Origin of the sequence: Streptomyces hilarionis (genome assembly GCF_024539675.1) — a bacterium.
GTDB lineage: Bacteria > Actinomycetota > Actinomycetes > Streptomycetales > Streptomycetaceae > Streptomyces > Streptomyces hilarionis.
Window position 1 is genome coordinate 1 of record NZ_JAHHIT010000002.1, and the last position, 14,842, is coordinate 14,842.

Below are 14,842 nucleotides of genomic sequence, written 5' to 3' on the forward strand. Positions count from 1 at the left end.
CCCCCTCGGCCCCTTCCCCGGCCGTCACGCCGTCGGCCGCGTGCGCGACGCCGCCGGCGCCGAGCGGGCCCGCCTCGCCCCCGAGCCAGAGCGCTCCCAGCCCGACGGCTCCCGAACGGTGCAGCAGAGAACGCCGGGACAACAGGCCCCGACCTTTCTCGGGAAGGTCCTCGGATACTCCGGATTCCTGTTCCGTCACAGTAATCCTCCCTCGTGCGGAGGCAGACAACGCACCGTCAATCCCCCATGGAGCCGGCCCGTGTTCGGGCGTGCGTTCGTACGGCGCGACGAATATATGGCATCGGTCAATGCGGGGGAGGGGCCCGAGGGAAATCCGGGAACAATTCCCGGAGGAAAAGGGGAGTCTCGCGGGCGGTCGGTCATCGCGCCGCCCCGCGGCCGGCGCAGCACGACGAAGGCCACCCGGAACACGCCCGGGTGGCCTTCGTCCTTCGTCCGGCAGGGGCCGGCTAGCACTCGATGATGTTCACCGCGAGACCGCCGCGGGCCGTCTCCTTGTACTTGACGCTCATGTCGGCGCCCGTGTCCTTCATCGTCTTGATGACCTTGTCCAGGGACACCTTGTGCGAGCCGTCGCCGCGCATCGCCATGCGGGCCGCCGTGACGGCCTTCACCGCGGCCATGCCGTTGCGCTCGATGCACGGGATCTGCACGAGACCGCCGACGGGGTCGCAGGTGAGACCGAGGTTGTGCTCCATGCCGATCTCGGCCGCGTTCTCGACCTGCTCGGGGGAGCCGCCGAGCACCTCGGCCAGCGCGCCCGCCGCCATCGAGCAGGCCGAGCCGACCTCGCCCTGGCAGCCCACCTCGGCGCCGGAGATGGAGGCGTTCTCCTTGAACAGCATGCCGATCGCGCCGGCCGCGAGGAGGAAGCGGACCACGCCGTCCTCGTCCGCGCCGGGAACGAAGTTCATGTAGTAGTGCAGGACCGCGGGAATGATGCCGGCCGCGCCGTTCGTCGGGGCCGTCACGACCCGGCCGCCGGCCGCGTTCTCCTCGTTCACCGCCATCGCGTACAGCGTGATCCACTCCATGGAGTGGGCCAACGCGTCACCCTCCGCCCGCAGCTGACGGGCCGTCATGGCGGCGCGGCGGCGAACCCGCAGACCGCCGGGCAGGATGCCCTCCTGGGCCATGCCCCGCGACACACAGGCCTGCATCACGCGCCAGATCTCCAGGAGTCCGGCCCGGATCTCGTCCTCCGTGCGCCAGGCCCGCTCGTTCTCCAGCATCAGGGAGGAGATCGACAGGCCGGTCTCCCGGGTCAGGCGCAGCAGCTCGTCGCCCGTGCGGAAGGGGTACTTCAGCACCGTGTCGTCGAGCTTGATCCGGTCCTCGCCGACCGCGTCCTCGTCCACGACGAAGCCGCCGCCGACCGAGTAGTACGTCTTGGACAGCAGCTCCGCGCCCGAGGCGTCGTGCGCCCACACCGTCATGCCGTTGGCGTGGTAGGGCAGGGCCTTGCGGCGGTGCAGCACCAGGTCGTCGTCGAAGGAGAACGGGATCTCGTGGCTGCCCAGCAGCCGCAGTCGCGCGGACTGTTTGATCTGTTCGACGCGGTCGTCGGCCCCCGCGACGTCCACCGTGCGGGGCGAGGCGCCCTCCAGGCCGAGCAGGACCGCCTTGGGGGTGCCGTGCCCGTGGCCGGTCGCGCCCAGCGAGCCGTACAGCTCGCAGCGGACCGACGCGGTGGTTTCCAGCAGGCCCTCGTTGCGCAGCCGCCGCGCGAACATGCGCGCCGCGCGCATCGGGCCGACCGTGTGGGAGCTGGACGGGCCGATGCCGATCGAGAACAGGTCGAAGACCGAGATGGCCACGGGTACTCCTTCAAAAAAGGGTGGGGGCGCACGTCGTCGGGCGCCCCCACCGTGGAACTACTTGTTCAGGCCGGGGTACAGCGGGTGCTTGTCGGCCAGGGCCGTGACCCGGGCCTTCAGCTCCGCCCGGTCGGCCTCCGCGAACGGCGAGGGCGCCGTCAGCGTCCGCGCGATCACGTCGGCGACCTCCGCGAAGTCCTCGGCGGTGAAGCCGCGCGTCGCGAGGGCCGGGGTGCCGATCCGCAGCCCCGAGGTGACCATCGGAGGCCGCGGGTCGTTCGGGACCGCGTTGCGGTTGACCGTGATGCCGACCTCGTGGAGACGGTCCTCGGCCTGCTGACCGTCGAGCTCCGACTCGCGCAGGTCGACGAGGATGAGATGGACGTCCGTGCCGCCGGACAGGACGTTCACACCGGCCTTGCGCGTGTCCTCGGCCGTCAGACGCTCGGCGAGGATGCGCGCACCGTCCACTGTACGGCGCTGGCGCTCCTTGAAGTCCTCCGAGGCGGCGACCTTGAAGGAGACCGCCTTCGCCGCGATCACGTGCTCCAGGGGGCCGCCCTGGAAGCCCGGGAAGACGGAGGAGTTCAGCTTCTTCGCGAACTCCTTCTTCGCCAGGATGATCCCGCCGCGCGGGCCGCCCAGCGTCTTGTGGGTGGTGGAGGTGACGACGTCGGCGTAGGGCACCGGGTTCGGGTGCAGGCCCGCCGCGACCAGACCGGCGAAGTGCGCCATGTCCACCCACAGGTGCGCCTCGACCTCGTCGGCGATCCGGCGGAACTCGGCGAAGTCCAGCTGCCTCGGGTACGCCGACCAGCCCGCGATGATCACCTTCGGGCGGTGCTCCCTGGCCAGCTTCTCGACCTCGGCCATGTCGACCAGACCGGTCGCCGGGTCCACGTGGTAGGCGACCACGTCGAACTGCTTGCCGGAGAAGTTCAGCCGCATCCCGTGGGTCAGGTGACCGCCGTGCGCCAGGTCGAGCCCGAGGATGGTGTCGCCGGGCTGGGCGAGGGCGAACAGCGCCGCCTGGTTCGCGGACGCGCCGGAGTGGGGCTGCACGTTGGCGTACTCGGCGCCGAACAGCTCCTTGACCCGGTCGATCGCGATCTGCTCGGCGACGTCCACGTGCTCGCAGCCGCCGTAGTAGCGGCGGCCCGGGTAGCCCTCGGCGTACTTGTTGGTCAGGACCGAGCCCTGCGCCTCCATGACCGCGAGCGGAGCGAAGTTCTCCGAGGCGATCATCTCGAGCGTGGACTGCTGGCGGTTCAGCTCGGCGTCGACCGCGGCGGCGATCTCCGGGTCGAGCTCGTGCAGGGGCGTGTTCAGGACGGACATGCGTCTACGACTCCTCAGCCGGCGGTGTAGGCGGTGTACTCGTCCGCGGAGAGCAGGTCGCCCGGCTCGTCCGTGACGCGTACCTTGAACAGCCACCCGCCCTCGAAGGGGGCGGAGTTCACGAGCGACGGGTCGTCGACGACGTCCTGGTTGACCTCGGCGATCTCACCGGTGACCGGCGCGTACAGCTCGCTGACCGACTTCGTCGACTCCAGTTCGCCGCAGGACTCGCCCGCGCTCACCGCGTCGCCGACCTCCGGGAGCTGGACGAAGACCACGTCGCCGAGCGCGTTGGCCGCGTGCTCCGTGATGCCGACCGTCGAGACGCCGTCCTCGGCGACCGACAGCCACTCGTGCTCCTTGCTGTAGCGCAGCTGCTGGGGGTTGCTCATGGCCTGAATTCTCCTGTACGCGGGGGAGTGCTGATGAAGGGGGACGTCTTTGGACGTGCGTGAACGCCGCGGATGTGCGCAGTCTCACGCAGCGCGGTCCCATGCGTCGCAGTCTCACGCATGGGGCGCGGGCGCGCGCCCGGTGGCTACTTCTGGCGCCGGTAGAACGGCAGCGCCACGACCTCGTAGGGCTCGTGCGCGCCGCGGATGTCCACGCCGACGCCCGGGGCGCCCGGCGCCGCGTGGGCCGCGTCGACGTACGCCATCGCGATCGGCTTGCCCAGGGTCGGGGAGGGGGCCCCGGAGGTGACCTCGCCGATCACCTCGCCGCCGGCGACGACCGCGTACCCCGCGCGCGGGACGCGACGCCCCTCGGCGACCAGGCCGACCAGCACGCGCGGGGGCTTCTCCTGAGCCCTGGCGGCGGCCGCGGCGAGCGCCTCGCGGCCCACGAAGTCGCCTTCCTTCTGGAACTTCACCACCCGGCCGAGCCCGGCGTCGAAGGGGGTGAGGGAGGTGCTCAGCTCGTGGCCGTAGAGCGGCATGCCCGCCTCCAGGCGCAGGGTGTCCCGGCAGGACAGGCCGCACGGGACCAGGCCCGCGCCCTCGCCCGCCGCGGTCAGCGCCTGCCACAGCTCGACGGCGTGCTCCGGCTTCACGAACAGCTCGAAGCCGTCCTCGCCGGTGTAGCCGGTGCGCGCGATGAGCGCGGGGACCCCGGCGACCGTGCCGGGCAGGCCCGCGTAGTACTTCAGACCGTCGAGGTCGGCGTCGGTCAGCGACTTCAGGATGCCGGGCGACTGCGGGCCCTGGACGGCGATCAGCGCGTAGGCGTCACGGTCGTCGCGGACCTCCGCGTCGAAGCCCGCGGAGCGCTCCACGAGCGCGTCGAGCACGACCTGGGCGTTGGAGGCGTTGGCGACGACCATGTACACGCTCTCGGCGAGCCGGTAGACGATCAGGTCGTCCAGGATGCCGCCGTCGGCCCGGCAGATCATGGTGTAGCGGGCGCGGCCCGTGCCCACGGCCGCGAGGTCGCCGACCAGCGCGAAGTTCAGGAGCTCGGCCGCCTGCGGGCCGCTCACGGTGATCTCGCCCATGTGCGAGAGGTCGAAGAGGCCGGCCCGGGTGCGCACGGCGGTGTGCTCGTCGCGCTCGGAGCCGTAGCGCAGGGGCATGTCCCAGCCGGCGAAGTCGGTCATCGTCGCGCCGAGCGAGCGATGCAGGGCGTCGAGCGCGGTGCGGCGCACGGCCGTGGATTCGGTACTGCTCATCGGTCGGTCGTCTCCCAAGGGCAATGGGGTCCCCCGCGCGAACGGATCCGGGCGTGGGGGATGGCGAGGTCGTTCCTCCCCATCTGTCATCGGAACCTGAGAGGTTCGCCATGATCGCGAAGATCGTGACTTGCACCTTGGGTGGAGCCGCCCGGGGGCGACCCGCTTTTCAGATGTGCCTCGCCCGCGCGGTAACGGTGCCTGAGAGATTCAAGGGAGGGACTTGCTCCTTCGGCGCCTCGGCGAAGCTGCTGCTGAGGACTCTCCCGCGCGGATTCAAACGGCCGGTATGCAGTTGGCGCGGCCATCATCGCACGGCCCGCCCCGATCGCGGCAGGCCGGATCTGTAACCGGCTTGTGTCGGTACGCGCACGAAAACGCGAGGCACCGCCCATTACCTTCTCTTTACGCTCGGAGGGGATGAGGACCACCTGACCCCAGGGGAGGACGATCACGGTGAACAGGACGACGCGCACCGCGAGGACCACGGCGTTCGCGACCGGCTCGGGGATCGCGCTGCCCGCCCAGCCCGGCCCCGGGGCACGCGAGGCGTGCGGCCCGCGGCCCGCGCCCGTCGTCCGCGACCTGCGCGACCGGGCCGGCCGCAGCCCGCACGGCCTGCTCTTCGGCCCCCGTGACCTGGTCGTCGTGACCGGCCTGCCCGGCAGCGGCAAGTCCACGCTGATGCGGCGCACCGCGGGCGGCGTCCGCGTCGACTCCCAGGACACCCGCGACCGCTGGGAGGCCCGCGTGCCCGGCTTCCTGCCCTACGCCCTCTACCGCCCCCTCGTACGGCTCTCCCACTACGCCGGGCTGCGCCGGGCCCTGCGCGGCGGCGAGGGCGTCGTCGTGCACGACTGCGGCGCACAGGCCTGGGTCCGCGGCTGGCTGGGCCGCGCGGCCCGCCGCCGGGGCGGCACGCTCCACCTGATCGTCCTCGACGTCGACGCGGACACGGCGCTGGAGGGACAGCGCGAGCGCGGCCGGGGCGTCTCGCGCTACGCCTTCCTGCGGCACCGCCGGGCCGCCGCCCGGCTGCTGCGCTCGGTGGAGAGGGGACGGCTGCCCGCGGGGTGCGGCGCGGCGGTCCTGCTCGACCGGCCCGCGGCCGACGTCCTGCGGCGGATCGGCTTCACGGGCTGAACCGGGGTCCCGGGCACCCGCTAGCCTTTCGGTCACAGCAGCATGAGCGGTTCTCGGCAGGCGGTAGGCAGATGGACTTCCCCCCGGCGGACTTCCCGACGGATTTCCCGGCGCAGGCACACCCCCATTCGCACGGCGGATGGCCCGGCAACGAGCTGGAGGAGGTGCTCTCCGTCTCCCTCGGCGTGCCCGAGGCCGGCGGCCGGATCGTGGAGGTGCTCGGCCGCAGCTTCGTGTGGGTGCCGCTGCCCGGCGGCGGCGGCCCGCACAGCGGCCCCCTCGACCTGCCCACGCTGGAGCTCGCCGGCCAGGTGTACGTGCCGGTCTTCAGCTCCGAGGAGCAGTTCCGCCAGGTCGTCGGCGCGCACATGTCGTACACCATCGCCCCGGCCGTGGAGTTCGCCCGCGGGCTGCCCCCGCAGGTCGGCATCCTGGTCAACCCCGACGGCGTGGTCGGCGTCCCCCTTCCGCCGCCGGCCGTGGCCGAGCTGTGCCGGGCGGGCCGCACCCCGCTCGACGGACCGGCGAGCGGCGGCCGGGTCCGCCTCTACGAGCCCGACTGGCAGGACGACCCCGTCGACTTCCTGGCCGCGGCCTCCGCGGAGTTCGACGCCGTCGGCGTGGTCCGCACCGCCCGCCGCTGCCTGGCCGCGATCGAGACGGCGGAGCCGGTGATGTTCGTCGGCGTGGAGCTCTCCCAGTGGGAGGGCGACCTGCGCGCTCTGCCGCTCGAGGCCCTGGGCAGGGCGCTGGGCGCGACCTCGTCGCCCTGGCCCGTCAACCTGGTGCTGCTGGACGTCGCCCAGGATCCGGTGGGGGAGTGGCTGAGGGAACGGGTACGCCCGTTCTACACAAAGCTGCACTAGCCGGCCCGGCGGCGCGTCGGGGAGCGAAGGCCCCCGGCGGCTACCGGGCGGCGGCCGGGAGCGCGGGGTGACGGCGGCCCTCGGGGCGGCCGGCGGCGAGCGCGGGGGGAGGGCGACGGCGGTCCCGCAGGCCGCTAGGACGGCCGCCGCGAGGGCGTGCGGCCACGGCCGCCGAAGGCTCCGTGCCGCGGCGCCCGGTCACAAACGGACAGCGCCCGCCAACGTGCCACGTCCCCCGACCCCTTGGGCGCTTAAGCTGGACTCCGACGCGGGGCAACACTGAAGAAGGGGCGGTACAGGTGAGCGCCAGCGGCATCGCGACCGGTCAGGTCGAGCACATGCTGCGCCAGGTCACGCCCGGGCGGTACGACGCCTACGAGGCGCTCCTGCGCGCGCTCGCGACCCCCTCCTCCGGCCAGGTCTGGATGCTGCTGTGGCACGGCCAGGCCGGCTCCCCGGACGCGCAGTACGGGAACATGGAGGTCGAGGGCCACGGCTACGCGCCGTGCGTGACCTCCGCGCAGGAACTGAGCGCCAGCGGCTGGAACAGGTCGTACGAGGTGATCGACGGGCTGGACGCGGCCCGCACCCTCTACCCCGACCACTACGGCCTCTGGCTGAACCCGCACGCCCCCGGCGGCGGCATCGGCATCCCCTGGCTGGACCTGCGCCGTATCGCCACCGGTCTGGAGCGCCAGCCCGCCGGCCCGCTGCGGCTGTCCGAGCCAGGCATCGAGATCCCGCAGTTCTACGCCCTGCTCGCGCAGAACGCCCACCGCACGCCGGTCGTCCGCGCGCTGCGCCGGGCCTGGGTGCAGCCGGCGCTGGGCGCGCCCTACCTGGCCCTCGGGCTGGACGTCTACGAGACCTCCCCGCCGGCCGTGGACGCGGTCCGGGCGATGATGCAGCAGTCCATCGGCGCGGTGCCGGACGGGCTGCCGGTCTCGACGGTCGCCATGACCGACGAGTACGACCCGGTCGTGATGTGGATGCGCGCCAACGCGCGGCCGTTCTACGACCGCGAGGCGCACGCCGCCGCTCCGGCGCAGTCCCCCGCGGGCGGTTACGGCTTTCCGCCCACCGGACGCTACTGACCCGTTCGCCGCTCCCGCCCCGTGGAAGGAGTCGGACTTCTTCGCGCGTAGATAGCGGCGATATGGAGTAGACACTCCCATTGTGTCCGTATTTGCCACTGTCCGGGGGGCGTTACCCGCCGTCCGGATAACGGAACCCCTCTACCCGCATCACGTTTACGCATCCTTTCACTGCCAAGTCTGGCAACAGATCGCCAAAGCGTTGAAGACTCCCGCTCCAGGGGACTTATCCCCTGCGTATTACGGACTGATCACGCCGCTACAGCGGCAAGTGCGGGCCGGCTACCGCCGGTTGAGAGGGGTCCCTGCCAGATGACGGCACCATTGCACGAGCCGACCGCGGAAGCGGCCCCGAGTGCGGCCGAGGAAGCGGCGGTCGCCAGCAGCGACGCCAAGGCCGTTCAGGGCCGTTCCCTGGGCCGGATCGCCTGGGAGCGCCTCAAGCGGGACAAGCTCGCCCTCACGGGCGGAATCGTGGTGCTCCTCCTCGTGGTGGTCGCGCTGCTCGCGCCCGTCATCACGAGCCTCCTCGGGCAGGACCCGAACGAGTACCACGAGAACCTCATCGACCCGCTCTTCGGCACGCCCACGGGCTCGCTGGGCGGTCTGAGCGGCGACCACCTGCTCGGCGTCGAGCCGGTCAACGGCCGCGACATCTTCGCCCGCATCCTCTACGGGGCCCGGATCTCCCTCCTGGTCGGCTTCCTGTCCGCCGTGGTGGCCGTGATCCTCGGAACGGTGCTCGGCATCCTCGCCGGTTTCTTCGGCGGCTGGATCGACTCCCTGATCAGCCGCGTGATGGACGGTCTGCTCGCCTTCCCGCAGCTGCTGTTCATCATCGCCCTGGTCTCCGTCATGCCGAACGAGATGCTGGGACTGACCGGTTCGAGCGTCCGCGTCTTCGTGATGATCCTGGTCATCGGCTTCTTCGGCTGGCCCTACATCGGACGCGTGGTGCGCGGCCAGACGCTCTCGCTGCGTGAGCGCGAGTACGTCGAGGCCGCCCGGTCGCTCGGCGCCGGCCGGGTGTACATCCTGTTCAAGGAACTGCTGCCCAACCTGGTCGCCCCGATCGTCGTGTACACCACGATGATGATCCCCACCAACATCCTCACCGAGGCGGCGCTGAGCTTCCTGGGCGTCGGCGTCAAGCCGCCCACGGCCTCCTGGGGACAGATGCTCTCGAGCGCGATCGACTACTACGAGTCGGACCCCATGTACATGGTGGTCCCGGGTTTGGCGATCTTCATCACCGTGCTGGCCTTCAACCTCTTCGGCGACGGCGTCCGTGACGCGCTGGACCCGAAGGCATCCCGCTGAACCACCGCACAGCGGTACCGCCGAACACGGCACCCCGACCTTCCCGTGACCTTCACACGGGGGCTCTCATCTATCCGGAGGATCCGAGATCGTGACTACCCAACGCACCTCAGGGCGGCGGAAGCAGGCACTTGCCGCTGCCGCCGCGGTCGCCGCGCTGCTGACCACGGCTGCGTGCGGTGGCGGAGACGACGACAAGGGCTCGAGCACCGGCGCCGCCGGCTTCGACGCCGCGAACAACAAGGTCGCCCAGGCCTCCGCCGCCAAGAAGGGCGGCACGCTGAAGTTCGGCAGTGCCCAGGACGCCGACTCGTGGGACACCACGCGCGGTTACTACGGCATGATGTGGAACTTCGCGCGCTACTACAGCCGCCAGCTCGTCACGAACAAGACGGAGCCGGGCAAGGCGGGCGCCGAGCTGACCCCGGACCTCGCGTCCGGTCTCGCCAAGGTCACGGACGACGGCAAGACCTACACGTACACGCTGCGCGACGGCGTCATGTGGGAGGACGGCAAGCCGATCACCTCCAAGGACGTCAAGTACGGCATCGAGCGCGTGTGGGCGCAGGACGTGCTGTCCGGCGGTCCGACGTACCTGAAGGACGTGCTCGACCCCAAGGGCGAGTACAAGGGTCCCTACAAGGACACGTCCGCGGACAAGCTGGGCCTGAAGGCCATCGAGACGCCGGACGACAAGACCATCGTCTTCAAGCTCCCGCAGGCCAACTCCGACTTCGAGGAGATGCTGGCCCTGATCTCGGCGTCCCCCGTCCGCCAGGACAAGGACACCAAGGCCAAGTACCAGCTGCACCCGTTCTCCTCGGGCCCGTACAAGTTCGAGTCCTACAGCCCGGGCAAGGACCTGTCGCTGGTCCGCAACACGTCCTGGAAGCAGGCCTCGGACCCGGTCCGCAAGGCCTACCCGGACAAGATCACCGTCAAGTTCTTCTCGGACGCCAACCAGCTCGACCAGCGTCTGCTCAACGGTGACCTGGACCTGGACCTCACCCAGACCGGCATGTCGCCGCAGGGCCGCACCACCGCCCTCAAGCAGCACAAGGCCAACCTGGACAACCCGGTCTCCGGCTACATCCGCTACGCGGTCTTCCCGCAGAGCGTGAAGCCGTTCGACAACATCGACTGCCGCAAGGCCGTCATCCTCGGCGCCGACCACGTGTCGCTCCAGACCGCCCGTGGCGGCCCGGTCGCCGGTGGCGACATCGGCACCAACATGCTGCCGCCGTCGGTCGCGGGTTCCGAGGGTCAGAAGTACGACCCGTACGAGCTGGCCGGCGCGAACAAGAACGGCAACGTGGCCAAGGCCAAGGAGGCCCTGAAGGCCTGCGGTCAGCCGAACGGCTTCAAGACCACCATCGCGGTGCGCAACAACAAGCCCGTCGAGGTGGCCACGGCCCAGTCCCTCCAGGCGTCGCTGAAGAAGATCGGCATCACCGCCGAGATCGACCAGTTCGACGGCTCGCAGACCACCGGCATCATCGGCAGCCCCTCGAACGTCGCGAAGAAGGGCTACGGCATCATCATCATGGGCTGGGGCCCGGACTTCCCGTCCGTGCAGGGCTTCGGTCTGCCGCTGTGGGACAGCAAGTACATCCAGCAGAGCGGTAACAACAACTACGCGCTCATCAAGGACAAGGCCATCGACGGCCTGTTCAACTCGTACGTCACCACGCTGGACGACGCCGGCAAGACCAAGATCGCCACGGAGATCAACCACAAGGTGATGGAGGGCGCGTACTACCTGCCCTTCACCTTCGAGAAGTTCATCAACTGGCGCTCGGACAACCTGGCGAACGTCTACACGACCGACGGCTACAGCGGTCAGTACGACTTCGTCAACCTCGGTCTGAAGAACCCCAAGAAGTAATCCCGGCACACCCGCCGAACGGCACGAAAGGCAGGTGAAGGCCGGCGCAGCGTGATCGCGGGCCGTCGGAAGACCTCCGACGGCCCGCGGTCCCGCGGCGGGCCGAGAGCTGTGCTCGCTTACCTCATCAGGCGGTTGTTCGCCGCCGCAGTGATGCTCGTGGTCATCGTCATGGTGGTCTTCAGCATCTTCTTCCTCTTCCCCAAGTGGGCGGGCGTCGACATCGCCTTGAGCTTCGTGGGCAAGCAGGCCGACCCTGCCGCCGTCGAGGGCGTGCGCGAGAAGCTCGGCCTGGCCGACCCGATCTACGCGCAGGTCTGGGAGTTCTTCAAGGGCATCTTCGCGGGACGCACGTACAGCGGCGGTGGCGACACCATCCACTGCTCCGCACCGTGCTTCGGCTACTCCTTCCGCAGCGAGCAGGCCGTGTGGCCTGTGCTGACCGACCGCTTCCCGGTGACCCTGGGTCTCGCGCTCGGCGCCGCCGTGCTGTGGCTGGTCTTCGGTGTCGCGGCGGGCGTGCTCTCCGCGCTCAAGCGCGGCAGCCTGTGGGACCGCGGCGCCATGGTGGTCGCCCTGGCGGGCGTCTCCCTGCCCATCTACTTCACCGGCATGCTGAGCCTGGCGATCTTCGCCTTCGGGCTGCACTGGATCGACGCGCAGTACGTGCCGCTGGAGGACAGCTTCTCCGGCTGGTTCGGCGCCATGATCCTGCCGTGGATCACCCTGGCCTTCCTGTACGCGGCGATGTACGCCCGGATCACCCGCGCCACCATGCTGGAGATCCTCGGCGAGGACTACATCCGCACCGCCCGGGCCAAGGGCCTCAAGGAGACCACCGTCATCGGCAAGCACGCCATGCGCTCGACGATGACGCCCATCCTCACCATGCTCGGCATGGACCTCGGCGCCCTCATCGGCGGCGCGATCCTGACCGAGTCCACGTTCAACCTGCCCGGTCTCGGCCGGGCCGTACTGGACGCCATCCGCAACCAGGACCTGCCCATCATCGTGGGCGTCACCCTGATCACTTCCCTCGCGGTGCTCGTCGCCAACCTCGTGGTGGACATCCTGTACGCCGTGATCGACCCCCGAGTGAGGCTCTCGTGACCGAACTCAGCAAGAGCGGAGCGGCCGTGGGCGAGCCCACCCCCGCTTCGCCCGCGCCGACGTCCTTCCTCGAAGTGCGCGACCTGAAGGTGCACTTCCCCACCGACGACGGCCTGGTCAAGTCCGTCGACGGGCTCAGCTTCCAGTTGGAGAAGGGCAAGACCCTCGGCATCGTGGGCGAGTCCGGCTCCGGCAAGTCGGTGACCTCGCTGGGCATCATGGGCCTGCACACCGCCGGCCAGTACGGCAAGCGCAAGGCGCAGATCTCCGGCGAGATCTGGCTGGACGGCACCGAACTGCTGTCCGCCGACCCCGACCACGTGCGCAAGCTGCGCGGCCGCGAGATGGCGATGATCTTCCAGGATCCGCTGTCCGCGCTGCACCCGTACTACACGATCGGCCAGCAGATCGTGGAGGCGTACCGGATCCACCACGACGTCGACAAGAAGACCGCCAAGCGCCGCGCGGTCGAGATGCTCGACCGGGTGGGCATCCCGCAGCCGGACAAGCGGGTGGAGAGCTACCCGCACGAGTTCTCCGGCGGTATGCGCCAGCGCGCGATGATCGCGATGTCGCTGGTGAACAACCCCGAACTGCTGATCGCGGACGAGCCGACGACCGCCCTGGACGTGACCGTCCAGGCGCAGATCCTCGACCTCATCCGCGACCTCCAGAAGGAGTTCGGCTCCGCGGTCATCGTCATCACCCACGACCTGGGCGTCGTCGCCGAGCTCGCCGACGACATCCTGGTGATGTACGGCGGCCGCTGCGTCGAGCGGGGCCCGGCCGACAAGGTGTTCTACGAGCCCCGGCACCCCTACACCTGGGGTCTGCTCGGCTCGATGCCGCGTCTGGACCGCGACCAGCAGGAGCGGCTGATCCCGGTCAAGGGCTCGCCGCCCTCGCTGATCAACATCCCGTCCGGCTGCGCCTTCAACCCGCGCTGCCCGTACGCGGACCTGCCGAAGGACAACGTCACCCGCACCGTCCGGCCCGAGCTGTCCGAGGTCGGGAGCCGGCACTGGGCCGCCTGCCACCTGGGCAAGGAGCAGCGGGAGCGTATCTGGACCGAAGAGATTGCGCCGAAGCTGTGAGCGACGAAGAGAAAGCGGTGACGATTCCCGCGCAGGCCGACGGCCCGACGACGCGGGGAGCGACCCTCACCAAGGACGCCGCCCCCGGCGAGGTCCTGCTGAAGGTGACCGGGCTGCAGAAGCACTTCCCCATCAAGAAGGGCCTGCTCCAGCGGCAGGTCGGGGCGGTGCACGCGGTCGACGGCATCGACTTCGAGGTGCGCTCCGGTGAGACGCTCGGCGTCGTGGGCGAGTCCGGCTGCGGCAAGTCCACCATGGGCCGGCTGATCACGCGGCTGCTCGAACCCACCGGCGGCAAGGTCGAGTTCGAGGGCAAGGACATCACGCACCTCGGCGTCGGCGGCATGCGTCCGCTGCGCCGCGACGTGCAGATGATCTTCCAGGACCCGTACTCGTCGCTGAACCCGCGGCACACCATCGGCACGATCATCGGTGCTCCCTTCAAGCTCCAGGGCGTCGAGCCCGAGGGCGGCATCAAGAAGGAAGTGCAGCGGCTGCTGTCGGTCGTGGGGCTCAACCCCGAGCACTACAACCGCTACCCGCACGAGTTCTCCGGCGGTCAGCGCCAGCGCATCGGCATCGCCCGCGCGCTCGCGCTGAACCCGAAGCTGGTCGTGGCCGACGAGCCGGTCTCGGCGCTGGACGTGTCGATCCAGGCCCAGGTCGTCAACCTGCTCGACGACCTCCAGCAGGAGCTCGGCCTCACGTACGTGATCATCGCGCACGACCTTTCGGTCGTCCGGCACGTGTCGGACCGCATCGCGGTGATGTACCTCGGCAAGATCGTGGAGCTGGCCGACCGCGACCTGCTCTACAAGTCGCCGATGCACCCGTACACCAAGGCGCTGATGTCGGCGGTGCCGATCCCGGACCCGCGGCGCAAGAACGCCAAGAGCGAGCGGATCCTGCTCAAGGGCGACGTGCCCTCGCCGATCTCCCCGCCGAGCGGCTGCCGGTTCCACACCCGGTGCTGGAAGGCGACGCAGATCTGCAAGACCACCGAGCCCAAGCTCGTCGAGCTGCGGACCGGTCAGCAGGTCGCCTGCCACCACCCGGAGAACTTCGAGGACCAGGCTCCGCAGGACACCGTCCTGCTGACCGTCGCGAAGGAGGCGGCGGAGCTGGTGGCCGACGAGGTGCTCGCGGAGTCGGCGGAGACGTCGGCTGCGCTGGCGGCGGAGGTCGCGGAGACGGCTTCCGAGCCCACCGCGTCCACCGAGACGGCGGCAGCCGGGGCGGACGAGGCCGTCGAGGCCGCCGAGCCGGCTGAGGCCGACGACGCCACCGAGCCCGCCGAGGTTGCCGAGGTTGCCGAGGCGGACGGGACTGCCGAGGCCGCCGAGGTTGCCGAGCCGGCCGGGCTCACGAAGGGCGAGCCGGCCGCGTCGGCCGACTCCGCCGAGACCGACTCCGCCGAGGGCGGCGACGCCGCCGGGCCCAAGGGCCAGGAGTCAACGGGCAAGTAGGGCATGACGAGTTAGTAAAGTC

The 14,842-nt window shown here is 70.3% G+C and carries 12 protein-coding genes and 2 riboswitches; of the genes, 8 read left to right on the forward strand and 4 right to left on the reverse strand.

Annotation, left to right across the window (positions count from 1 at the left end):
• Nucleotides 1–470: 470 nt before the first annotated feature.
• The 4 genes from KMS84_RS00420 to gcvT form a co-directional block, all read right to left on the reverse strand.
• The gene (locus KMS84_RS00420) at nt 471–1,838 is read right to left on the reverse strand and encodes an L-serine ammonia-lyase (RefSeq protein ID WP_256913962.1); all 1,368 of its coding nucleotides are present in this window, start codon (nt 1,836–1,838) and stop codon (nt 471–473) included.
• A gap of 57 nt (nt 1,839–1,895) precedes the next feature.
• Complete coding sequence (glyA, locus tag KMS84_RS00425) at nt 1,896–3,176, reverse strand: serine hydroxymethyltransferase (protein ID WP_256913963.1); 1,281 nt, start codon at nt 3,174–3,176, stop codon at nt 1,896–1,898.
• Between the two features lie 14 nt (nt 3,177–3,190).
• Nucleotides 3,191–3,568, reverse strand: a complete 378-nt coding sequence (gene gcvH / locus KMS84_RS00430; protein ID WP_256913964.1) for a glycine cleavage system protein GcvH — start codon at nt 3,566–3,568, stop codon at nt 3,191–3,193.
• Between the two features lie 146 nt (nt 3,569–3,714).
• The gene (gene gcvT, locus KMS84_RS00435) at nt 3,715–4,842 is read right to left on the reverse strand and encodes a glycine cleavage system aminomethyltransferase GcvT (protein ID WP_256913966.1); all 1,128 of its coding nucleotides are present in this window, start codon (nt 4,840–4,842) and stop codon (nt 3,715–3,717) included.
• Between the two features lie 73 nt (nt 4,843–4,915).
• Nucleotides 4,916–5,021, reverse strand: a riboswitch (glycine riboswitch).
• Nucleotides 5,022–5,121, reverse strand: a riboswitch (glycine riboswitch).
• A 177-nt stretch (nt 5,122–5,298) separates the two neighbouring features.
• Here gcvT and KMS84_RS00440 point away from each other — a divergent pair.
• From KMS84_RS00440 to KMS84_RS00475, 8 genes are all read left to right on the forward strand, one after another.
• Nucleotides 5,299–5,985: an AAA family ATPase gene (locus KMS84_RS00440; protein ID WP_256913967.1), complete on the forward strand. Its 687-nt coding sequence runs from the start codon at nt 5,299–5,301 to the stop codon at nt 5,983–5,985.
• Between the two features lie 71 nt (nt 5,986–6,056).
• Entirely contained in the window at nt 6,057–6,851 is a 795-nt protein-coding gene (locus KMS84_RS00445; protein WP_256913968.1) for an enhanced serine sensitivity protein SseB, read from the forward strand.
• Between the two features lie 299 nt (nt 6,852–7,150).
• Nucleotides 7,151–7,945 (forward strand): enhanced serine sensitivity protein SseB C-terminal domain-containing protein, encoded by a 795-nt coding sequence (locus KMS84_RS00450; protein WP_256913969.1) that lies wholly within the window; start codon nt 7,151–7,153, stop codon nt 7,943–7,945.
• Between the two features lie 312 nt (nt 7,946–8,257).
• The gene (locus KMS84_RS00455; protein ID WP_256913970.1) at nt 8,258–9,265 is read left to right on the forward strand and encodes an ABC transporter permease; all 1,008 of its coding nucleotides are present in this window, start codon (nt 8,258–8,260) and stop codon (nt 9,263–9,265) included.
• A gap of 91 nt (nt 9,266–9,356) precedes the next feature.
• Nucleotides 9,357–11,150 (forward strand): ABC transporter substrate-binding protein, encoded by a 1,794-nt coding sequence (locus KMS84_RS00460; RefSeq protein WP_256913971.1) that lies wholly within the window; start codon nt 9,357–9,359, stop codon nt 11,148–11,150.
• Between the two features lie 111 nt (nt 11,151–11,261).
• On the forward strand, nt 11,262–12,260 hold the full coding sequence (locus KMS84_RS00465) for an ABC transporter permease (protein WP_256913972.1): 999 nt from the start codon (nt 11,262–11,264) through the stop codon (nt 12,258–12,260).
• On the forward strand, nt 12,257–13,354 hold the full coding sequence (locus KMS84_RS00470; RefSeq protein WP_256913973.1) for an ABC transporter ATP-binding protein: 1,098 nt from the start codon (nt 12,257–12,259) through the stop codon (nt 13,352–13,354). Before KMS84_RS00465 ends, KMS84_RS00470 begins: the two co-directional genes overlap by 4 nt.
• 17 nt (nt 13,355–13,371) lie before the next feature.
• Nucleotides 13,372–14,820, forward strand: coding sequence for an ABC transporter ATP-binding protein (locus KMS84_RS00475; RefSeq protein WP_256913974.1), 1,449 nt, complete (start codon nt 13,372–13,374; stop codon nt 14,818–14,820).
• Nucleotides 14,821–14,842 lie beyond the last annotated feature (22 nt).